Origin of the sequence: Campylobacter iguaniorum (assembly GCF_000736415.1) — a bacterium.
In the GTDB taxonomy this organism is placed as follows: domain Bacteria; phylum Campylobacterota; class Campylobacteria; order Campylobacterales; family Campylobacteraceae; genus Campylobacter; species Campylobacter iguaniorum.
In genome coordinates this window covers 1,167,142-1,187,032 of record NZ_CP009043.1, presented here as the reverse complement: position 1 = coordinate 1,187,032, position 19,891 = coordinate 1,167,142, and the positions used below count along the sequence as shown (strand labels likewise).

Annotated in this window: 23 protein-coding genes; 10 read left to right on the top strand and 13 right to left on the bottom strand. The window is 34.8% G+C overall.

The features are described 5' to 3' along the window. The first annotated feature begins 6 nt into the window (after positions 1-6). Genes CIG1485E_RS05940 through CIG1485E_RS05925 form a run of 4 tightly spaced genes read left to right on the top strand, consistent with a single transcriptional unit; the run spans position 7 to position 3,324 of the window. Entirely contained in the window at positions 7-1,251 is a 1,245-nt protein-coding gene (locus CIG1485E_RS05940) for a serine hydroxymethyltransferase (RefSeq protein WP_038454601.1), read from the top strand. After that, positions 1,251-1,793, top strand: coding sequence for a DUF1882 domain-containing protein (locus CIG1485E_RS05935; protein ID WP_038454599.1), 543 nt, complete (start codon positions 1,251-1,253; stop codon positions 1,791-1,793). Before CIG1485E_RS05940 ends, CIG1485E_RS05935 begins: the two co-directional genes overlap by 1 nt. A gap of 11 nt (positions 1,794-1,804) precedes the next feature. Further along, a complete protein-coding gene (locus CIG1485E_RS05930) occupies positions 1,805-2,539 on the top strand; it encodes an SPOR domain-containing protein (protein ID WP_038454597.1) in 735 nt (244 codons plus the stop codon). Next, entirely contained in the window at positions 2,539-3,324 is a 786-nt protein-coding gene (locus CIG1485E_RS05925) for a shikimate dehydrogenase (RefSeq protein ID WP_144242179.1), read from the top strand. The genes CIG1485E_RS05930 and CIG1485E_RS05925 overlap by 1 nt, the downstream gene beginning before the upstream one ends. Here CIG1485E_RS05925 and recR read toward each other — a convergent pair. From recR to CIG1485E_RS05910, 3 genes are read right to left on the bottom strand one after another with little or no spacing between them, the layout of a single operon-like run. Continuing rightward, positions 3,321-3,890 carry a recombination mediator RecR gene (gene recR / locus CIG1485E_RS05920; RefSeq protein WP_038454595.1) on the bottom strand — a complete coding sequence of 190 codons (570 nt, stop codon included), beginning with the start codon at positions 3,888-3,890 and terminating at the stop codon, positions 3,321-3,323. The genes CIG1485E_RS05925 and recR overlap by 4 nt on opposite strands. Then, positions 3,890-5,128: an ArsS family sensor histidine kinase gene (locus CIG1485E_RS05915; RefSeq protein ID WP_038454593.1), complete on the bottom strand. Its 1,239-nt coding sequence runs from the start codon at positions 5,126-5,128 to the stop codon at positions 3,890-3,892. The genes recR and CIG1485E_RS05915 overlap by 1 nt, the downstream gene beginning before the upstream one ends. Then, complete coding sequence (locus tag CIG1485E_RS05910) at positions 5,125-5,796, bottom strand: response regulator transcription factor (protein WP_038454592.1); 672 nt, start codon at positions 5,794-5,796, stop codon at positions 5,125-5,127. The genes CIG1485E_RS05915 and CIG1485E_RS05910 overlap by 4 nt, the downstream gene beginning before the upstream one ends. Before the next feature lie 184 nt (positions 5,797-5,980). Here CIG1485E_RS05910 and dnaJ point away from each other — a divergent pair, with 184 nt between their 5' ends. Further along, the gene (gene dnaJ / locus CIG1485E_RS05905; protein ID WP_038454591.1) at positions 5,981-7,078 is read left to right on the top strand and encodes a molecular chaperone DnaJ; all 1,098 of its coding nucleotides are present in this window, start codon (positions 5,981-5,983) and stop codon (positions 7,076-7,078) included. A gap of 36 nt (positions 7,079-7,114) precedes the next feature. On the opposite strand, the gene rpsR is transcribed toward dnaJ, so the two are convergent. The 6 genes from rpsR to CIG1485E_RS05875 form a co-directional block, all read right to left on the bottom strand. After that, positions 7,115-7,375 (bottom strand): 30S ribosomal protein S18, encoded by a 261-nt coding sequence (gene rpsR, locus CIG1485E_RS05900; RefSeq protein WP_038454590.1) that lies wholly within the window; start codon positions 7,373-7,375, stop codon positions 7,115-7,117. 10 nt (positions 7,376-7,385) lie between these two features. Next, positions 7,386-7,937, bottom strand: a complete 552-nt coding sequence (locus CIG1485E_RS05895) for a single-stranded DNA-binding protein (protein ID WP_038454589.1) — start codon at positions 7,935-7,937, stop codon at positions 7,386-7,388. A gap of 14 nt (positions 7,938-7,951) precedes the next feature. Continuing rightward, positions 7,952-8,338 carry a 30S ribosomal protein S6 gene (rpsF, locus tag CIG1485E_RS05890; protein ID WP_038454588.1) on the bottom strand — a complete coding sequence of 129 codons (387 nt, stop codon included), beginning with the start codon at positions 8,336-8,338 and terminating at the stop codon, positions 7,952-7,954. Positions 8,339-8,424: 86 nt separating this feature from the next. After that, positions 8,425-9,417, bottom strand: a complete 993-nt coding sequence (locus tag CIG1485E_RS05885) for a DNA polymerase III subunit delta (RefSeq protein WP_038454587.1) — start codon at positions 9,415-9,417, stop codon at positions 8,425-8,427. After that, positions 9,410-11,338 (bottom strand): RNB domain-containing ribonuclease, encoded by a 1,929-nt coding sequence (locus tag CIG1485E_RS05880; protein ID WP_038454586.1) that lies wholly within the window; start codon positions 11,336-11,338, stop codon positions 9,410-9,412. Before CIG1485E_RS05880 ends, CIG1485E_RS05885 begins: the two co-directional genes overlap by 8 nt. Further along, entirely contained in the window at positions 11,335-12,147 is an 813-nt protein-coding gene (locus CIG1485E_RS05875) for an HDOD domain-containing protein (RefSeq protein WP_038454585.1), read from the bottom strand. The genes CIG1485E_RS05880 and CIG1485E_RS05875 overlap by 4 nt, the downstream gene beginning before the upstream one ends. 143 nt (positions 12,148-12,290) lie before the next feature. On the opposite strand from CIG1485E_RS05875, the gene ilvC reads away from it, so the two are divergent. The 5 genes from ilvC to CIG1485E_RS05850 are packed head-to-tail and all read left to right on the top strand — an operon-like array spanning position 12,291 to position 16,414. Next, positions 12,291-13,313, top strand: coding sequence for a ketol-acid reductoisomerase (ilvC, locus tag CIG1485E_RS05870; RefSeq protein WP_038454584.1), 1,023 nt, complete (start codon positions 12,291-12,293; stop codon positions 13,311-13,313). Then, a complete protein-coding gene (locus CIG1485E_RS05865) occupies positions 13,314-14,426 on the top strand; it encodes a divergent polysaccharide deacetylase family protein (protein ID WP_051870942.1) in 1,113 nt (370 codons plus the stop codon). Beyond that, positions 14,410-15,171: a DNA-processing protein DprA gene (locus tag CIG1485E_RS05860; RefSeq protein WP_038454583.1), complete on the top strand. Its 762-nt coding sequence runs from the start codon at positions 14,410-14,412 to the stop codon at positions 15,169-15,171. Before CIG1485E_RS05865 ends, CIG1485E_RS05860 begins: the two co-directional genes overlap by 17 nt. Further along, the gene (gene ruvX, locus CIG1485E_RS05855) at positions 15,171-15,548 is read left to right on the top strand and encodes a Holliday junction resolvase RuvX (protein ID WP_038454582.1); all 378 of its coding nucleotides are present in this window, start codon (positions 15,171-15,173) and stop codon (positions 15,546-15,548) included. Before CIG1485E_RS05860 ends, ruvX begins: the two co-directional genes overlap by 1 nt. Continuing rightward, positions 15,545-16,414 carry an SAM-dependent methyltransferase gene (locus tag CIG1485E_RS05850; RefSeq protein ID WP_038454581.1) on the top strand — a complete coding sequence of 290 codons (870 nt, stop codon included), beginning with the start codon at positions 15,545-15,547 and terminating at the stop codon, positions 16,412-16,414. The genes ruvX and CIG1485E_RS05850 overlap by 4 nt, the downstream gene beginning before the upstream one ends. Here CIG1485E_RS05850 and CIG1485E_RS05845 read toward each other — a convergent pair. Genes CIG1485E_RS05845 through tatB form a run of 4 tightly spaced genes read right to left on the bottom strand, consistent with a single transcriptional unit; the run spans position 16,411 to position 19,884 of the window. Next, positions 16,411-17,634: a hypothetical protein gene (locus CIG1485E_RS05845; RefSeq protein ID WP_038454580.1), complete on the bottom strand. Its 1,224-nt coding sequence runs from the start codon at positions 17,632-17,634 to the stop codon at positions 16,411-16,413. The genes CIG1485E_RS05850 and CIG1485E_RS05845 overlap by 4 nt on opposite strands. 9 nt (positions 17,635-17,643) lie before the next feature. Continuing rightward, positions 17,644-18,660 (bottom strand): tRNA preQ1(34) S-adenosylmethionine ribosyltransferase-isomerase QueA, encoded by a 1,017-nt coding sequence (queA, locus tag CIG1485E_RS05840; protein ID WP_038454579.1) that lies wholly within the window; start codon positions 18,658-18,660, stop codon positions 17,644-17,646. Continuing rightward, a complete protein-coding gene (gene tatC, locus CIG1485E_RS05835; RefSeq protein ID WP_038454578.1) occupies positions 18,653-19,414 on the bottom strand; it encodes a twin-arginine translocase subunit TatC in 762 nt (253 codons plus the stop codon). Before tatC ends, queA begins: the two co-directional genes overlap by 8 nt. Then, positions 19,414-19,884 carry a Sec-independent protein translocase protein TatB gene (tatB, locus tag CIG1485E_RS05830; protein WP_038454577.1) on the bottom strand — a complete coding sequence of 157 codons (471 nt, stop codon included), beginning with the start codon at positions 19,882-19,884 and terminating at the stop codon, positions 19,414-19,416. The genes tatC and tatB overlap by 1 nt, the downstream gene beginning before the upstream one ends. Positions 19,885-19,891: the final 7 nt, after the last annotated feature.

Genomic DNA, 19,891 nt, shown 5'->3' with positions numbered 1-19,891 from the left:
ATAAAAATGAGTTTAGAAAATTTCGATAAAGATATATATTCTTTAGTAAATAAAGAGCTACAAAGACAGTGTGATCACCTTGAAATGATCGCTAGTGAAAACTTCACATATCCAGATGTTATGGAAGTAATGGGTTCGGTTCTTACAAATAAATACGCTGAGGGCTATCCTGGCAAAAGATATTATGGTGGTTGCGAATTTGTCGATGAGATCGAGCAAATCGCAATCGACAGATGTAAAAAACTTTTTGGTTGTGAGTTTGCAAATGTCCAACCAAATAGTGGTAGCCAAGCAAATCAAGGCGTTTATGGTGCATTTTTAAAACCAGGTGATAAGATTTTAGGTATGGATCTAAGCCATGGCGGACACCTTACTCATGGCTCAAAAGTTTCAAGCTCTGGAAAAAACTATGAAAGCTTCTTTTATGGCGTTGAACTAGATGGTCGCATAAACTATGATAAAGTTGAAGAAATAGCAAATATCACAAAACCAAAAATGATAGTTTGTGGAGCTAGTGCTTATGCTAGAGAGATTGATTTTAAAAGATTTAGAGAAATAGCTGATAGCGTTGGAGCTTATCTATTTGCAGATGTTGCACATATCGCTGGACTTGTAGTAGCAGGTGAACACAATAGCCCATTCCCGCACTGCCACGTAGTAAGCTCAACTACTCATAAAACATTAAGGGGCCCAAGAGGCGGTATCATCATGACAAATGATGAGGAATTTGCTAAAAAAATCAACAGCTCAATCTTCCCAGGTATCCAAGGTGGACCACTTATGCATGTTATTGCTGGTAAAGCAGTTGGCTTCAAACATAACTTAAGTGATGAGTGGAAAGTTTATGCTAAACAAGTAAAAGCAAATGCCAAAAAACTTGGCGAAGTTCTTATGGCAAGAGGGTATGACCTAGTAAGTGGCGGAACAGATAATCACCTTGTTCTAGTAAGCTTCTTAAATAAAGAATTTAGTGGAAAAGATGCCGATATAGCTCTAGGTAATGCAGGTATCACAGTAAATAAAAATACAGTTCCGGGTGAGACTAGAAGTCCATTTGTTACTAGTGGTATTAGAGTAGGAAGTCCAGCGCTTACTGCAAGAGGTATGAAAGAGGGCGAATTCGAGCTTATAGCTAGTCGCATAGCTGATGTTTTAGATGATATCAATAACACTGATTTGCAAGCTAAAATTAAAGCAGAGCTTAAAGATTTAGCACATCAATTTATTATTTATGATAAGGCAATGTTTTAATGCAAAGTACGGATTTAACGCTTATAAAGATGATCACAAGCCATTATTTTATCAAGCGTGATACTATAGTAAATAAGATAGAATACAAGGGTAGATATTTCTTTGATAAATTTGAAAGAGTTGATGAGCCGCTAAACTATAGTGTTCAAAAAGAGCATGAAGAGGATAAAATAATAGCTGCTCACTCTTTGATAAGCAAAGATGACAAGGTAGAAAATATAGTTTTTGATTACAATGGAAGAACTCCTGAGAGATTTTGGCATAGGGCACAGCTTTTGCTTAGAGAAGAGGGGTTTATAAACTTTACTGCGTATCAAAGCAAGACACCAGGTCATCTTCATCTTTATGTGCATAAGGGTCACACCACACTAAATGAGGGATATCAAATAGCAAATAAGCTATCTATTATGCTGGCTCAAAGATTACCTCAAGAGTGGAGAATGTTTCCTAGTCTTGAGATGCCAAGAGAGTTTAATATATTGGCGTTGCCTTATGAACTATATCAAAAAGAGCGTGGGGCTAGTTGGTCTAAGCATATGTAATGGAGAAGAAAATGGAAGAAAATAATAATTTACAAGATATATTGCTAGATAAAAGTGATGATGAAAAGTCTGGAAAAACTAGAAAAATACTTGTTGGCGTGGCTGGGCTTGTAGTTTTATTTGTTGTTATACTAATAATCATGAAGTTAGTAAATGGTGACTCTAAAGAAAATACTGCCACCAATGAAAATATGAATGATGGCTTAGTACTTCCAGCAGAACCAGAACTGAAAGTAGAAACAAATACTCCAAATAATGAAATTTTTGAGCAAGTTCCTATTATACCAGATACAGCTGGGAAAGATAGTTTTGAAAATATAGTAAATGACTATAAAAACAATCAAGCAATGGACGCTAATCAAAGCGTGACAACCGAGCCAAGCACTCCTATCGTTGCGCCAAAAGAGCAACCTAAAGCTGAGCCAGCTCAAAAAAGTGTCACTCCAAAAGTGGTAAAAAAAGAGCAACCTAAAGCTGAGCCAAAAAAACAAGCTCAAGCAACTTCAAATTTAAGCAAAGGTAGCTATATTCAGCTTGCTTCTTTGTCTAAATTTAACCCAAATGCAACTTTGATTAAAAAGATCAAAGAGCAAGGATATGCATACCATATTTATGAAACTAGCGTAAATGGCAACAAAGTTGTTAAAGTACTAGTAGGACCATTTAATGCTAATGAGCTTACTGTAAATATGGAAAAGATAAAAAAAGATATCTCTGATAAAGCATTCGTTTATAGGGTAAAATAGTGAACTGTTACGCTGTATTTGGTAATCCAATAGCGCACTCAATATCTCCAAGACTGCATAATTTAGCTATTTGTGGTCTTGGGCTAGATGATTTTTATGGTAGAGTTTGTTTACAAGATAGCTCCCAGCTAACTAATGTTTTTAATAAACTTAGTTTAAAAGGGGCAAACATAACCATACCATTTAAAGAAGTTGCATTTGCTAAATGCGATGAGCTTGATCAAAATGCCAAAAAAATCGGCTCTGTAAATACAATAGTAAAAAAAGAAAATAAGCTTTATGGCTTCAACACTGATGCACCCGGATTTATGATGGCTATAAGTGATTTTGGTAAAGTACAAAATGCCCTTGTCATAGGAGCTGGTGGCACGTCTAAAGCCATCAGCTATATTTTGCAATCAAATGGAATAGATGTAGATGTGGTAAATAGAAGCCAAAATAGAGCAGATGAGTTTAAGGACTATAACTTTTTTAGCTTTGATGAGTATGAGCCAAAATCTTACGATCTTGTGGTAAATACCACTCCAGCTGGTCTAGTAAATAATGAATTGCCTATGCAAGAAACCACTCTTAATAGTGTGTTTTCAAACTCTAAATTTGCATTTGATGTTATCTATGGCAGGCAAACACCATTTTTAAATTTAGCCAAGCAAAAAAATCTCCAAGTAAAAGATGGGGCTGATATGCTGCTTTTTCAAGCTGTGTTAGCGTTTAATCTATTTTACGACAATAGCTTTGATTTGGATGTGATAAAAGGGTATATGAAAGAGGCATTTACTCTTTAGATAGTTCGCCTATCTTTTATAGCTTTTGTGAGCGAGAGCATATCGATATTTTCAAGGCTTACTCCAGTTGGTATGCCTTGAGCTATTTTTGTGAAATTTAGATCCAAATTTTTTAGTCTATCTTCTATGTAAAGCATCAGTCCATCGCTATTTATACTTGGGGTTAGTGCAAATATTATCTCTTTTATATCATTATCTATTATGTTTTTTTGTAATATTTCTAATCTATCAGCATTGTTAAAAACAAAGTAGACTCCATTGAATGAATTTGATTGCTCAATAGTCAAGATATCTTTTGGACTTTCAACTATGCAAAGCGTATTTTTATCTCTAGCATTGTCGCTGCATATATCACAAATTTCATTCTCACTTATGCCTCCACATCTTGAGCAATGCTTTAAAAATCTAATGGCATCTTCTATGCTATGAGCTAAATTTAGCCCTAAAAATGAATCTCCTAAAGAAACACTATATGCATATTTCAAGGCTGATTTTTTACCAACTCCTGGTATTTTTTCGAAGCACGATACCAATGCGTCAAATTTTTCTATTTTTGTTGTTTGCATTATTTTGATTTTTTAAATTTGATACAAAAAGTATGATATCCATCTATGTATTTGTAAGTAAATCCAAATTTATGCATAGCACAGATATGTTCTATGATATATAGCCCAAGCCCCATTCCAGCGGTTTTTGAGCTATTGTCTCTGATGAATGCTTGTTTGTAGTGTTCGATTGGTTTTTCAAGAGGTTTACCACTATTTTTGATGCAAATATGCTCCTCATCGCAAACTATGATAGCTTTTTTGTTGTCTGAATATTTCAGTGCATTATCAATTAGATTTTTTAACGCTAGCGAAAATAGTTGGAAATCAACTCTAAGCATCGGATCTGCTTGTATATCCACGCTGATTTTATCATCGAAATCATCTAGTAAAAGTATATCTTTAGTCTGATCAAGAATCAAGCTAAAATGGTAGTTTTCATACTGTAATGCATAGCTTTTGCTTAGTAGTTGTTCTACTTTTGCAAACTCATTTATAAGGATATTTAATCTCTCAAAAATAGCTATAAGTCTGTTTTTTTGAGTTTCATCTTCGCACATTTCGCTGACTATTCTACCTTTTCCGATAGGAGTTTTTAGCTCATGCATAATAGTTCTTAAAAATAGTTGCCTAGACATAATAAGCTCTTTGATCTTGCAAGCTGCATTATTAAACTCATAAGCAACTTCTGCTATCTCATCTTCGCCTTTTGCGATATTTACGTGGCAAACGCTATCCATATTTCCTGCGGCAAATTTCCTTATGTCATCTCTTAGTTTTTTAAGTGGTACTAAGCTTCTAAAAATAGATATATAAAGCGACACAAACAAGGCAATAGTTATCAAAAATCCGATTAAAAGAGAGTCATTTGCCCCTTTTAAAGTATTTTCAAGGATTATGGTCACGCTTTGATTTTTGATACGTAAAAATAGATTTCCATCATAAAATATGGTTTCAACCATGCCAATTGGAGTGTCTACTCTCTCCATTAAATCACCATCATTTAAAATTTGCTCTTCCATTTTTGGATTTTTGACATACGCTAGATTGAAATTTTTGAAGTACTGCTCCCAGTTTTCTGGCATATTTGACTTTTTATATAAAGAAAGTAGCCAGTTTATGGAGTTATACTGATTTTCTTTGATTTTGTCTAGCATATTGTCATGTTGCAACTTTGCAAACATAAAAAACAAGACGCAAATAACAGTAAATCCAATAGCAAATATTACGGTAATTTTGGTGCTTAGAGAGTATCTCATCCTATTAGTTTATATCCTATTCCGCGAACTGAAAATATATGCTTAGGAGATTTTGAGCTATCGCCTATTTTAGTTCTTAGTCGTCCAATGATTACATCTAAACTTTTAGAGTCTTTGTCTTTTAGGCTTTTACAGTGATAGACTAGTTGCTCACGTGATACTGAAAAGCTATGTTGTTTTATGAGATATTCAAGTATTTCATACTCTGCTGGTGTTAGAGTTAGAATATTTCCAGCGTAAGATATCTCATGTCTTTTTTCATCGACTTTAAATGACGTATCTGTTGCTACTTCTTGTATTTCGTTTGTTTTTTTGTAACGTCTGATTAGGCTTATGATTCTAGCGTGCATCTCTTTTGGATCATAAGGTTTTGGCAAGTAATCATCAGCGCCTATTTGAAGACCAACAACGCGGTCATTTACATCGCTTCTAGCTGAGCTTATAATGATAGGAATATCATATTTTTCCCTGATTTCTTTACAGACTTCAAGCCCGTCCATACCAGGCAGAGTTAAATCTAGCACTAGCAAATCATAGTTTTTAATGCCTGCACTTAGTCCAAGATATGGATCTTCATAGTTTGTGACTTTGATATTAAATTTCAGCAAATACTCAGATAAAATTTGTGCAAATTCTGGATCGTCTTCAATCATTAAAACATTTATCATTTTGACTCCTTATATATTTTATTTACTATTATATCCAAAAATAAGTAAAAACTAAATCTAAATTTGGTAAATAAATTATAAATTTGCCATAAAATTAATACAATCATGAAAATAAATTTATGAATAAATTTAGTATTGTTTGGATAAAATATCAGATTAAAAATTTACGATATAAGGAAGCAATTTGGAGTTTGATTACTATGAAATTTTAGAGATTTCAAGAGACGCAGATGGAGATACTATAAAAAAAGCTTATAGAAAATTAGCTCTAAAATACCATCCAGATAGAAATCAGGGCGATAAAGAAGCTGAAGAAAAATTTAAAAAAATAAATGAAGCCTATGAAGTTTTAAGCAATGAAGAAAAACGTGGAATATACGATAGATACGGTAAAGATGGGCTAAATTCATCTGGTGGATTTGGTGGCTTTGAGGCCGATTTTGATCTTGGAGATATCTTTAGCTCATTTTTTGGCGGCGGTTTTAACGGAACAAAATCCAAAAGAAGCGATAAATATAATTTGGATTTGGAAGTTGGAATTAGACTTGAGTTTTATGAGGCTGTTTTTGGCTGCGAAAAAGAGATAAAATACAAATACAAAACACCTTGCAAAACATGTAATGCAACTGGCGCAAAAGATGGCAAAAAAGCTACTTGCTCACATTGCGGTGGTAGGGGCAAGATAAGTCAAAGACAAGGCTTTATGAGTTTTGTTCAAGCTTGTCCGTATTGCTCTGGGACTGGCGAACAGATCAAAGAAAAGTGCAAAGACTGCTATGGCAACGGATATAATGAAATAGAAGCAAATATCACGATAAATATTCCAGAGGGCGTCGATGATGATATGCGTATTAGGGTTGCTGGCAAAGGAAATGTCGGCACAAAAGATGCTGGCGATTTATATGTTAGAATTAGCGTAAAAGAAGATGAAAACTTTGTAAGACATGGTGATGATGTCTATATAGAGATTCCTGTTTTCTTCACTCAAGCTATGCTTGGAGAGAGTATCAAGATACCTACTTTGCGTGGCGACACTGAGCTAAAACTTGGAATTGGCGCAAAAGATAAAGAGCAGTTTGTCTTTGAAAATGAGGGTATAAAGAATACAAGAACTAAGAAAAATGGTAGACTTATAGCTCAAATTTCTATAAATACTCCTAAAAAACTGACAGATGAACAAAAAGAGCTTTTAGAAAAATTACAAAATAGTTTTGGTATAAAAAGTGGTGAAAGTTCAGACGGTGATGGGATATTTGATAAGATAAAAAGTTGGTTTAAATAGGTAAGTTTGGTCTAATATTAGACCAAACTTGAGTTATTATAGACCCTCAAATGGGTTAGTAACTACGCTGTCACGATCTACTATGTATGGTATAAGTGCAACGTGTCTAGCTCTTTTTATAGCTTTTTCTACCATTTCTTGGTATTTTTTGCTTGTGCCAGTAAGACGTCTTGGCATGATTTTGAATCTTTCAGATAGACAATACTTTAAAAGTGTTGTATCTTTGTAATCTATAAATTCAACTTTAGCTTCAGTATATCTGCAATATTTTTTACTATATTTTCTTTTTTCTGCCATAATTTATCCTTTAAAATGGAATAGTTTCTTCATTGTCGTATTTATCGACATCTATTTCTGGGATTTTTTCCTCAGGCTGTTCGTTCATAGCTTTTGGTTGTTGTTTTTGAGCGTATGATGGCTCTACTCTATTGTAGCTTTGTTGGCTATTTTCATTAGAGTATTGGTTGTTGTATCCGCCATTTTGGTATGAACTATTTTGGTAATTATTTTGTGTGCCTTGAGATTGAGATCCGCCTTGAGCGCCCAACATCTCCATATTTTCTACAGTTATGCTATGTTTGGAACGCGCATTTCCGCTTTGGTCTTGCCACTGATCTAGCTTTAATCTACCTTCTACTAAGACTTTGCTGCCTTTGCTTAGGTATTGGTTTGCTATTTCAGCTTGTCTGCCAAAAAAAGTAATGTCAATAAAGCACGTTTCTTCTCTTTTTTCGCCATTTGCACCACTAAATTTACGAGTAACTGCTATAGCTGTATTTCCTATGGCCGAGCCACTTTGGGCGTATCTAAGTTCGATATCTCTTGTTAGATTTCCTACTAAAACGACTTTATTAAACATATTAAACCCTTTAATTATTCAGCGTCAGCTGGTTTTTCTGGAGTTCTCAACTCTTTTTTAGCTGGAACTAGTTTTAGACCTTTGCTTAATTTATCCCAAGCAGCAATCTCTCTTTTGTTCTCATATTTTACAGTTAAAAATCTAATGACATCTTCAGTTATTCTGATGTTTCTTACTAGCTCAGCGATTAGTTGAGTTGGAGCTGTGAAGTATATAACTACGTAAGTTCCTCTTTCGTACTTGTCTATTTTATAAGCAAGTTTGCGAGTTCCCATCTCTACAACGCTAGCGATTTCGCCACCATTTTTTGTGATAACTTCTTTAATGAAGTCAACTTTAACTTTAGCTTCATCTTCAGTCAATGTCGGCTTTAAGATGAATAAAAGCTCGTAATGTTTCATTTGTTCTCCTTATGGATATTTAGCTCTATTTTGTAAGAGCAAGGATTTTTGCTAAAAAGCAATTTAATATAATACCAAAAATTTGCTTAAGCTTTTCTGTTTTTGCTGATGAGGTTTTGTATGGAGAGTAAGCAAGAGAGTAAAAAACTCTCTTTTTCAAGATCTTTTTTAGTCTTTAAATCATACTCTATTAAATTTAATTTAATAAAAATATCTTTGTAAAGCTCTATTGGCATGCTTAAAGCTTGATTTTTTAATGTATTTGCTATGTTTGGTGGTGGCGTGTAACCTATGGCTTCTTTAATGTCAAATTTACCATAAATTTTAACGTATGTTTGGATTTTGAATAGTCGCAAAAAGGCTTTGTAGAGCGAATTTACAAGCATTATTTCACTGAAATTTGAATCATTTGAGTAGCTAAAAAAATCATCTTTGATATTTTGAACCGATATTATTTTGTTAAAAAATGTCTCAAAACTAACTCCATTTAGACTAAAAACCAGCTTTGAAATCATGCTATTATCTACATTTTTGGTTAAATTTGCTATCTTATTTAGTTCGCTGCTGGCTAGATATAAGCTTTCATTTTGCAAGGAATAAATCTGATACAAAGCCTCATCAGATATGCTAAGACCAAGCTTTGAGGCATGGTATGATAGGAGATTAACAGCCTCTCCTAGTGTTGAAGGGGCAAAAAATCTAGCGAAATTTTGCTCGAAAGCTTTTTGCGTATCAAAAAGTAGCTTTGTATCGCCTTCGTGAAGCTCAAAAATGAATATATTATCTTTGCTTTTTTTGCATAATTCAATTAGTATTTTTAGCTCTTTAGCTGGTATTTTTTTGTCACTTTTTACGTGGAGTAAATTTGTATTTGCAAAAAGTGAAGATTCGCTTAAATGTGATTTTGCCACATTAAAATCATACTCATCAAAATATAAGCTAAGCAAATTTTCATCACTAAATTTAGCCAAAACTTCTTTTGTAAATACTTCTATTTGGTATGAATCATTCCCAAATAATAAAAATAAATTTGGAAATGTTGTCAAGTTTAGTAAATTTTGAAGCTCTTTTTTATACATCTAGTTTTTCTATGACTTTTCCAATGATTTTTGCGGATCCTAGATCGACGTCTTTTATCTTGACTATGACTTTTGTCAGAAGTGGACAGTTGTAGTTTTCTAAAAATATTCTAGCGCCTTTTAGCTCGTCGTCAAGCTTGGCTACTGTTTGGTTACCAGTTTCGCTGATGTAGCACTGGAATGTTTTGTCTATATTTTGCATAGCCCAGCGTGCAAATTTACGGTCCATAAAATCCCATGCGACCCTGTCTGCTTCACGCTCTAGCTCATTTAGTTTGGTGCAGGTATTTTCTATGTCTAAAAGAAGATAGTCAAATAATTTTTTGTTGTTTGCTAAATTTGCCTTTAAAAGTCTATGTAATATCAAGTCCGAATAACGGCGAATAGGGCTGGTAAAATGCGTATATAGATCAAATCCAAGTCCAAAGTGTCCGTTTGGCGAGCTGGAGTATTCAGCGCGTTTTTGGGCTTTGATTATGAGTTTATCGACATCTTCTCTGATGCCAATCTCATCAGCTTTTTGCTGAATTTTAGCTATTAAGCTTACTAAATCGCTTTCATAAACCATCTCAATACCAAGCAATGCTAGATCATCAAGAAGCAAATTTATCTTTTTGAGATCGGCTGGTGCGTGGTTTCTAAAAACGCCCCTATTTATGCGTTTTGCGGCTGCTTTATTGGCTAAGAGCATGCAGTCTTCTATAAGAGCGTGTGATGGGGTTTCGTTTTCAAACCTTGTAGCTAAGATATGACCGCCTTCATCGATAGTCATTCTAAGCTCTTTACTGCGAAAATCAAAGCCGTTTTTTAGCCTATTTATTTTAAGCTTTTTAGTGATTTCAAAAAGTGGCAAAATCCAGCTTTGGATCTCTTTGTCTGTTTGTTTTTTGAGAGCTAAAATCTCATCAACTTCGTCATAGCTAAAGCGTTTTTTGGAGTGGATAACAGCTTCAAAAAGCTCCTCATTTACCGCGTTTAGCTCACTATCAAGGCTGATTTTAAACACAAATGCTAGGCGGTCGCAATCTGGATTGAGTGAGCAGATATTTTCACTTAAAGAGCGTGGGAGCATCGGGACTGATTTGTGCGGAAAATATATAGAAAATCCCCTAAATTTAGCCTCTTTATCAAGCGCGCTGTATGCCGCAACGTATTCGCTCACATCAGCGATGGCTACGTAAATAACTCTATTTTCTTTATCAAAATAAATAGCGTCGTCAAAGTCTTTTGCATCTATTGGATCAATGGTGCAAAATGGCAGATGAGTTAAATCCACACGTTCTTTATACATACTTTTATCGACGCTATCGCCAAAACTACTGGCTTCATTTTCGCAGGTTTTGGTAAATTTATCTTTTTTATTATAAATAGCTAGAGAGATTTTTTCATCGACTTGTGGGTCGTCTAGTGTGCCTAAGACTTCTGTTATGTCGTTATCGAGATTATTTATTTTTAAAACAGTTCCAAGAGGCAAGGTTTTGAGCGATTTTTGACTTGCTTTTAAAGGTATCGATAAGCCGTTTGTGATATTTACGCCCATTATAGCCATGCCAAATTTTTTGGTATAAACAACGCTAGTTTCGTTTGCCATAACTAAAACTGCTATAACAGTAGCGTGGAGCCTTGCTTTTTTGGAGTTTGTGAGTTTTGCAAGGATTATATCGCCAAAGTGGGCTCCGTTTATGTTTTTGTTTTCGATGATTATATCTTGTTTAAAACGCCTATCATAAGGCATCAAAAAGCCAGTTCCGCCACTACTTATATCAAGTTTTCCGCAGATATAGCCATCGTTTAGATAGTATTTGTTTTTGTGTTTGCTTACAGCTTTTATAGTTTCTAAAACGCGAAGTATTTCGCGTTCATCAACTTTTATAAATTTATCATCTACGCCAGTTAGTAGAGAGTTTAAAAATTCTTTCACCCTTTTACTTTTTTAACAGCTTCTATAAATGCTGCTTGCTCAAATCCATAAGTATCAAGTAAGGCTAGTGTATTTTGCAAGTTTTCATCTGTTAGCTTACCAAATGTATTTATAGCATTTTTTACTATTTTAAGCGCGATGGCACATGGTTTTATGTGGTCTGGTGCGTCATCTGGATTGTTTGAATAAAAAATCGCATCTATCATCTCAGTTTCAAGATTCCATTGCTCAAATATCTTGGCAGTAACATCTTCATTTGATATACCGACCATATCTACTTCTAGGTCAGATAGATCAGCTGGAGTGTTTATGTGCTTTAGTTTATCTTGAAAAAATGGAGTTTTATCATTTTCGATAAGCTCTTTTGCGATTATTATTTTTCCAACTTCCATCATGAAGCTAGCTGGAGCCAAAATCTTAAGCAGATCCCTATCAACTTTACTATACCAGTTAAAAATCAAAGCATTTTGCATAGAAGCGATTTGCATAAATTCTTCATTTGTGATGCCATAAGGCTTTAAATCCATAGAAAATGTCTTTTTGATAGCTCCACTAAGTGCAAAACCGCGTATTGTAGCTATGCCAAAGAGCATAACTGCTCTATTTACGTCAGTTATCTCTCTGCTGAAGCCATAAAGTGGGCTATTTGCTGAGCGAAGTATGTTTGCTGTTAGCATTGGATCTTTTTGTATGATATTTACTAAATCAGACATTTGACCGTTTGGATCTGAACAAATTTGTTGTATTTTTATGATAGTATCATCAAGCGGGGGTAGCGTTTTTATACTTTTATATATTGCTTGATTCATTGTAACCTCTCTTGGTAATTTTGTGTAATTTTACAATAATGTGCTTTTTATAACTCTTAAATTTAGATATTTTTTTAATTTCAGTGATTTTAAATTTCTATAGTAGTATAATTTCACGATAAATTTTAAACAAAGGAAAGGTTATGGCAATAACTGTTTATTACGACAAGGACTGTGATTTAAGTTTGATCAAATCAAAAAAGGTTGCGATGATTGGTTTTGGTTCTCAAGGTCATGCTCACGCTGAAAATCTAAGAGATAGTGGTGTTGAGGTTGTTGTAGGGCTAAATCCAAAAGGCAAAAGCTGGGCAAAAGCTGAGGCAAAAGGATTTAAAGTAATGAGCGTAGGGGATGCTACAAAATACGCTGATGTCATCATGATACTTACTCCAGACGAGCTTCAAGCTGATATTTTTAAAGCTGAAATCGAGCCAAATTTAAGCGAAGGTAATGCCATAGCTTTCGGACATGGTTTTAATATCCACTATGGTCAAATCACACCTCCAAAAGGCGTAGATTGTATCATGATAGCTCCAAAAGCTCCAGGACACACTGTAAGAGGTGAGTTTGTCAAAGGTGGAGGCATACCTGATCTTATCGCTGTAGCTCAAGATGCAAGCGGCAAAGCAAAAGATATCGCTCTAAGCTATGCAAGTGCTATTGGTGGCGGTAGAACTGGTATCATCGAAACAACATTCAAAGACGAAACAGAGACTGATCTTTTTGGTGAGCAAGCTGTTTTGTGTGGCGGACTTTGCGCTCTTATCAATGCTGGATTTGAGACACTTACTGAAGCTGGATATGAGCCTGAAATGGCGTATTTCGAGTGCTTACATGAGATGAAATTAATAGTAGATCTAATCTATCAAGGCGGAATGAGCGATATGAGATACTCCATCTCAAACACTGCTGAATATGGTGATTATGTAAGTGGCGTAAGAGTAGTAAATGAAAGCAGCAAAGCGGCTATGAAAGAGATCTTAAAAGAGATCCAAAACGGCACATTTGCTAAAAACTTTATCCTAGAAAGAAAAGCTGGATATACAAAAATGAACGCTGAGAGAAAAATCAGTGATGCTAGCTTGTTAAATCAAACTGGCGAAAAACTTCGCGCTATGATGCCTTGGATAAACAACGGTAAATTAGTTAATAAAGATAAAAACTAATTGGCAAAGAGAAAGAAAAAGGCTCCTGCTAAAAAGGCAGGGGCTTTAAAAATTTATTTTGGTATAGCGACATGCTTGATTATCATAGTAGCTATGATATACGCTATATCAGCGTCTTCACCTCAAAAACAAGTAGAAAAAGACGATCAAAAAACAATACAAAAAATAGAAAAATACCTTGATTCCCAAAAAAAGCAAGCCCCAAAAGTAAATTTGGGTGAAACAAACCAAACAAAAGAACAAACCAAACTCATAATACCTAAATTTGATCTAAATTTAACCCAAAAAGATATAAACAAAACAGAGCAAAACAGAACTGAATATTCAGTTTTTGATACGATAAAATCTAGTGAAACAAAAAAAGATACAAACCAAACAGAGCAAAATCAAACCACAAAAATTAGCAAAAACAAGGCAGTGCAACCAGTTTTGCAAAAGCCACATTTTACAAGTAGCAAACCAAAACTTGCCATTATCATTGATGATATTGCTTACGAGCATCAAGCAAGAGAGATTTTGAGTCTTGGATTTAAGATTACGCCATCGCTCTTTCCTCCGACTAGCGCTCATCCTGATACGCCTAAAATTGCTAACAAATTTGATTTTTACATGATTCATTTGCCGCTTGAAGCGATGTTTTTTAAAAAAAATGAGCCAAACACTCTAAATGTTGGCGATTCAGCTCAAAAAATAGATGATAGAATAGCATTTATCAAGAAAAAATTTAGTGGTGCTATCTATATAAATAACCACACTGGAAGTAAATTTACAAGCAACTATAAATCCACTAAAATGCTTCTAGAATCCGTCACAAATCACGGTATGCTCTTTGTCGATAGTCTGACTTCAAATGCCTCAAAAGTAAGAATGCTTAGCAAGGAAATGGGATATAAATATGTCTATAGAGATGTTTTTATCGATAATGATCAAAATGTCAAATCAGCTCTAAATCAGATAGAAACCGCAGTAAAAAAAGCGAAAAAAAATGGCAAAGCAATAGCTATAGGTCATCCATATAAAAGCACTTTTGAAGCACTTAAAATAGCCAAAAATGGAGCTTTAAAAGATGTAGAGCTTGTGTATTTGAAAGATATCTATGGACTTTATAACTAAACTCCCAAGCGAGCTTGACAGGCTCAAAAAACCAGTCCAAAAACTCTATTATAAAGGCAATTTAGAGCTTTTAAATTTACCAAAAGTAGCCATTGTTGGAGCTAGAAAATGCACTCCATATACAAAAAATTTGGTTATCTCTCTTGCTTCAAGCCTTAGAAAACACGGTGTTTGCGTACTTAGTGGCGGAGCTATCGGGGTTGATAACTACGCTCATGAAGGAGCTTTTCCACTTACTATAGGTATCTTTGGAAATGGACTTGATGAAATTTACCCAGTTCAAAATGCAAAAATGATAAATCAAATTTACTCAAATTCTCTTGCTCTAAGTGAGTATGAGCCAGATTTTAAGGCTCATTCTTGGAGCTTTTTGGAGAGAAATCGCATAGTCGTAGCTCTAAGCCAGGCTGTAGTAATCGCTCAAGCCGATTTCAAAAGTGGCTCAATGGCTAGTGCTAGGCTTGCTTTGGATATGGGAATCCCGCTCTTTGTCTTGCCTCAAAGGCTTGAAGATAGCAGGGGTACAAACTCGCTTCTAGCTAAAAATCAAGCAAATTTAATAGATGATTTTGACGCTTTTAGTGCTAAATTTGGAAGTTTATATCAAGAAGATGATGAGATTTTGAGTTTTATCAAAATAAATTCAAGCTTTGATGAATGCTATGCTAAATTTGGCGACAAGCTTTACGAATACGAATTAGAGTCCAAAATCGCCATTGATGGCATTTATGTAAGGGTTGTTTGATGATAGTTGGTATCGATATAGGATTAAAAAGAATAGGCGTGGCTGTGGCTTTGAGCAGCACTTTAGTTGTCCCAAGTGAGCCGATTTTAAGAAAAAACCGCAATCAAGCAGCAGGCGATACTCTAAAAATGCTAAAAGAAAAAGGCGCAAAAACCCTAGTCGTGGGACTGCCAAAAGGCGGGAGCTGCGAAGAGGAAATGGAGCGTAGGATAAAGCATTTTGTAGGATTGATCGGCTTTGATGGTGATATTATCTATCAAGACGAGGCATTTAGCAGTAGTGAAGCTAGCGAGATTTTTAGCGATTCAAGAGACGGCAGATTTGATAGCGTTGCGGCTATGATAATACTAAAAAGATATTTAAAGATTGTGATATGAGTTTTAGAGATGATTTGGCTACTTTGGTGCCAAAAGATAAATTTGATAGCGTTTGGAATAGCTTTTTTGAGCCAAAATTTGTTGGATTTTTTATAAATTTATTAGCGAGCGAGCCTAAAAGTGTGGAGAGTGAGTTAGAAAGTTTAGGCGTTGAATTTAAGCAATTTAACTTGCCAAATTTTTATATTTGTGAGCCTAAATTTAAAGAAATTTTGAGCCATTCATCGCTTTTTAATGAAGGTAAAATTTACATCCAAAATCCAAGCAGTTATCTCTCGCCACTGATGCTAAATCCACTCCCAAGTGATATTACCTTAGATATGTGTGCTAGTCCTGGCGGTAAAAGCATAGTCTTAGCAAACCTAATGGGCGGGGCTAAAAACTTAGCGGTTATGGAGGCAAACAAGGATAGATTTTTTACCTTGAAAATGAACCTAAAAAAATATGGTTGTAATAAGGCAAAGACATTTAACAAAGATGCTAGGAGCGTGTCGCATACTTGCGCTAACAGATTTGATAAGATTTTGCTTGATGCGCCGTGTTCGAGCTATTCGCAATTTGGGGTGAGCTTCAAAGAAAAAAGCTATAAAGAGATAAAATCCATAGCAAAGCTTCAAAAACAGCTTCTAAACTCAGCACTAACTGCTTTAAAAGTCGGTGGAAGCGTTGTTTATAGCACTTGTACATTTTATGAAGAAGAGAACGAAGAGGTAATCCAAAACGCTTTAAACTCTAAATTTGAGCTCAAATTAGAGCCATTAAATCTAGGCTTGAAACAAGCCGTATCAAGCGAATTTGGGGTTAGAATTATCCCAGATGAGACCATGGATGCGTTTTTTGTATCAAAGATAGTTAAGCTCGCTTAATATACCTCATACCCCCCCCATAGCTTGGAGATTGCATTTTTTTGAGTTTTATTTAAAATCGCAAGTAGATAATCGCTAGTATAAGGTTGCTTTAGTTTGTAGACTTCAAAATCCAATGAATTGATGATTTTATCATAGTTTGTATTGTTTGAAATCACTATAATAGATAGAGATTTTCTCTCTTTGGCTTCTTTTAACTCAGTTAATTCTGCTTGTGGAAGTCTTGCTAAAATTTTTGCTTGTATGAATACTAAATTTGGATTGAAAATAGTTGTTATTATGTGTTTTTTGACTATTGCCCATTCATTGATTGGCTCTACTTTTATGCCAAAAAATGTAAGTTGTTTCACAAGTGTATTGTATGAATCCATGTCGTCGCTAGCTATTACGGCTTTAGTAGGATCTGGTGTTTGGATAAATTTAGTTGCTACAAACTGATCTTGTGGTATTAAATTCAGATCGAAGTCAAACTGAAACTCATCATAACCATTTGAATAATTTATATGCGTGCCAAGATTGTTTGCGATTTTGCTTGCTAAAACTAGCTTTTTGTAGTGCAAATAATTGCTTTTTTGGAGCAGGGCGTCTTTTATTTTGTTTTCAATTTCTATAATATTTTGGTTGATTTTTATAGATACATTGTATGTGTGGATATCTTTTTGCAAATTTATAGGATCAAAGCTCACCACTATAGTCGAGTTTTTGACTAAATTTATGCAAAATTCTAAAATAAAATGTATAAGATAAGTGGTAGACTTGTGATCTGCTAAAAAATGCCTATGAAAAGATGGATCAAAGTCAAAAATCACAGTGTTGTTATTTTTGGCACATTTTTTATAAATGACATTAAACGAAAACGAAATCCTATGTGTGATATCTGCTGGTGCCAACTTGCTCGGCGTTGGATCTGTGTTGATTTTTGCCATATAAAGTGGTTTTTTGATGGTTTCTATAACTATGGTTTTTTTATTTCTTATTGCTTTTATTTTTTTTGATAATAAAATCATTAGAGCGATAAAAGCAATCAAGCCAAACAAACACAGCATGATATCGGTTATCATCTGTTCTTTGCCTTTAAAGCCACTAGAAAAAAGAGAGCTAGTCTGGAAGTTTATGGATTTGTCTATATAGGTATAAGCGATATCTGTTTTATTATCTTCTGCGGTGCTTGCAAAAAGCATATTTACAATAAAAGTGACAATAACTAAAGGTATGATCATGACTTTCTCCTAGATTATTAGCATTCCATCGCCGTAAGAGTAGAATTTATATCTGTTTTCTACTGCTATTTTATAAAGTTCCATTGTTTTTTCAAGCCCTATAAAGCTAGCTACTAGCATTATTAGCGTTGATTTCGGTAGGTGAAAATTTGTAAGTAGATAGTTTTGGCGTATTGGTCTGTTATCTGGATTTAAAAACAGATTGCAAAATCCGCTTTTTTGCTTAGTCCTAGCAAAGTATTCAACGCTTCTAGTCACAGTCGTCCCAACGCCTAAAATAGGCTTGTTGCTGCTTATCAAATCTGCTGCCAAGTTAGGGATATCATAAAACTCACTATGCATTTTATGCTCTCTTATATCGCTAGCCTCCACGCCTTTAAACGTCCCAGCGCCAACGTGGAGCGTGATATATGAAATATTATGATTTTGCTTTAGCTCGTTTAGGATCTTTTCATCAAAATGCAAACTAGCAGTTGGAGCGGCGACTGCGCCTTGATTTTTGGCAAATATGCTTTGATACCAGCTTTCATCTTCTTTTTGGTCGGCTCTTTTGATGTATGGTGGCAGTGGAACGTGACCGATATGCTCCAAGATTTCGTAGAGTTCGCTCACGCAAAGCTCTTTTTGATTTTGGCTAAATTTAACTATCCTGCTTCCATCTTCAAAAAGCTCTAAAACCTCTGCTTCTAAATCATCGAAATATAGCCTTGTCTGCTCTCTTACCTTGCCTCTGATATAGCAGCTAAATTTATTATCATTTAATGGCGAGTTTAGAAGTAGCTCTATGCTTGCGCCACTATCTTTTTTACCAAAAATCCTAGCTTTGACAACCTTTGTATCGTTAAATATAATATCGCAAGGTGGCAAAATTTCACTTAGATTTTTAAATTTAAGATGAGAGATTTTATCGTTTTTTCTATCATATACAAGAAGCCTAGCATCTTCTTTTGGCAATGTTGGAGCGTTTGCTATAAGCTCTTTTGGAAGCTCATAATCATAGCTAGAAATATCAAAAATGCTATTCATCTTTGCTCTCTTGGCTCTCTTCTTCGTCGTCTTCATCATCGTCTTTTGGAGCTGGATTTACCATTTTTGCTATGAGTATTGAAAGCCCATAAAGTGCGATCAAAGGAACTGCTAGCATAAACTGACTTAAAATATCTGGAGGCGTCATAATAGCTGCAAAGATAAAAATAGCAACGATTGCGTATCTAAAAAATCCTTTTAACGCCTTATCATCAACCATTCCAAGCTTAGCTAAGAAAAATGTCACAACAGGAAGCTCAAAACTAATACCAAAAGCAACGACAAGCTTAGTAAAAAAACCTACATAATCGCCTATGCTTGGCAGGGCTTGAAACAGCTCTCCACCAAATGTGATAAGAAAGTGAAACCCGACAGGAACGACAAAATAATAACAAAACGCAGCTCCAGCTAAGAACATAACAGTAGCGCTAAGAACAAAAGGTATTACGTATTTTTTCTCATTGTCATAAAGTCCAGGAGCCACAAATAGCCAAAATTGCCAAAAAATAACTGGCAAAGATATCATAAGTCCAGCAAAAAACGCAACTTTCATCGCAGTAAAAAATGGCTCAGCGACTTGTGTAAAGATGATGTTGCTGCCAGATGGCAAAACTGCTTTTAAAGGCGCGGTCATGTAGGCAAGCAATGGATTCCAAAAGTTAAAACAGATGATAAAACACACAATGACGGCTATTACGCTTATGACTAGTCTTTTTCTTAGTTCTATTAAATGCGGTCTTAAATCTTCAAACATTATGCCTCTTTTTTAGTTTCTAAATTTGCATTTGGTTGCGTAGCTGGCGTAGTTTGAGCTATGGTTTGAGCTTGTTTTGGCGTATGGTCAAACTCAACTTCGCTATTTAGAGAATTTAGCGGATCTTTGATGATGTTTAGCTCGTCTTTTAGGCTATTTAAGCTCTCATTAAAGCCATCTTTTGTGCTTGCGACTGTGTTTTTAAGCTCGTCAAGCTCTTCAAAAGTAAGCTTTTTGCGAACGGCTCCAGCAGCTTCGGTGAAATTTTCTTTATATTTTTTCGCATCTTCTTTGAGTTCTGCTATCTTGACTTCTTGCTCAAATGTGCTTTTTGCACTGTTTACGGTCTGTTTGAATACCTTGAAAAATTTAGCTATTTTTACCATGGCATCTGGCAACTTATCTGGACCCAAAAAAATAACAGCAACAACTGCTATAATGATGATTTCTGGAAAACTCATTCCAAACATATATTTT

Bases quoted from the DNA above. Each gene is read 5' to 3' on its own strand.
- ruvX (WP_038454582.1), top strand. From the start codon at position 15,171: ATGATAGTTGGTATCGATATAGGATTAAAAAGAATAGGCGTGGCTGTG.
- CIG1485E_RS05860 (WP_038454583.1), top strand. From the start codon at position 14,410: ATGGACTTTATAACTAAACTCCCAAGCGAGCTTGACAGGCTCAAAAAA.
- CIG1485E_RS05940 (WP_038454601.1), top strand. From the start codon at position 7: ATGAGTTTAGAAAATTTCGATAAAGATATATATTCTTTAGTAAATAAA.
- tatC (WP_038454578.1), bottom strand. From the start codon at position 19,414: ATGTTTGAAGATTTAAGACCGCATTTAATAGAACTAAGAAAAAGACTA.
- CIG1485E_RS05935 (WP_038454599.1), top strand. From the start codon at position 1,251: ATGCAAAGTACGGATTTAACGCTTATAAAGATGATCACAAGCCATTAT.
- CIG1485E_RS05875 (WP_038454585.1), bottom strand. From the start codon at position 12,147: ATGAATCAAGCAATATATAAAAGTATAAAAACGCTACCCCCGCTTGAT.
- tatB (WP_038454577.1), bottom strand. From the start codon at position 19,884: ATGTTTGGAATGAGTTTTCCAGAAATCATCATTATAGCAGTTGTTGCT.
- CIG1485E_RS05930 (WP_038454597.1), top strand. From the start codon at position 1,805: ATGGAAGAAAATAATAATTTACAAGATATATTGCTAGATAAAAGTGAT.
- CIG1485E_RS05895 (WP_038454589.1), bottom strand. From the start codon at position 7,937: ATGTTTAATAAAGTCGTTTTAGTAGGAAATCTAACAAGAGATATCGAA.
- CIG1485E_RS05845 (WP_038454580.1), bottom strand. From the start codon at position 17,634: ATGATCATACCTTTAGTTATTGTCACTTTTATTGTAAATATGCTTTTT.
- queA (WP_038454579.1), bottom strand. From the start codon at position 18,660: ATGAATAGCATTTTTGATATTTCTAGCTATGATTATGAGCTTCCAAAA.
- rpsF (WP_038454588.1), bottom strand. From the start codon at position 8,338: ATGAAACATTACGAGCTTTTATTCATCTTAAAGCCGACATTGACTGAA.
- rpsR (WP_038454590.1), bottom strand. From the start codon at position 7,375: ATGGCAGAAAAAAGAAAATATAGTAAAAAATATTGCAGATATACTGAA.
- CIG1485E_RS05915 (WP_038454593.1), bottom strand. From the start codon at position 5,128: ATGAGATACTCTCTAAGCACCAAAATTACCGTAATATTTGCTATTGGA.
- CIG1485E_RS05850 (WP_038454581.1), top strand. From the start codon at position 15,545: ATGAGTTTTAGAGATGATTTGGCTACTTTGGTGCCAAAAGATAAATTT.
- ilvC (WP_038454584.1), top strand. From the start codon at position 12,291: ATGGCAATAACTGTTTATTACGACAAGGACTGTGATTTAAGTTTGATC.
- CIG1485E_RS05910 (WP_038454592.1), bottom strand. From the start codon at position 5,796: ATGATAAATGTTTTAATGATTGAAGACGATCCAGAATTTGCACAAATT.
- CIG1485E_RS05885 (WP_038454587.1), bottom strand. From the start codon at position 9,417: ATGTATAAAAAAGAGCTTCAAAATTTACTAAACTTGACAACATTTCCA.
- recR (WP_038454595.1), bottom strand. From the start codon at position 3,890: ATGCAAACAACAAAAATAGAAAAATTTGACGCATTGGTATCGTGCTTC.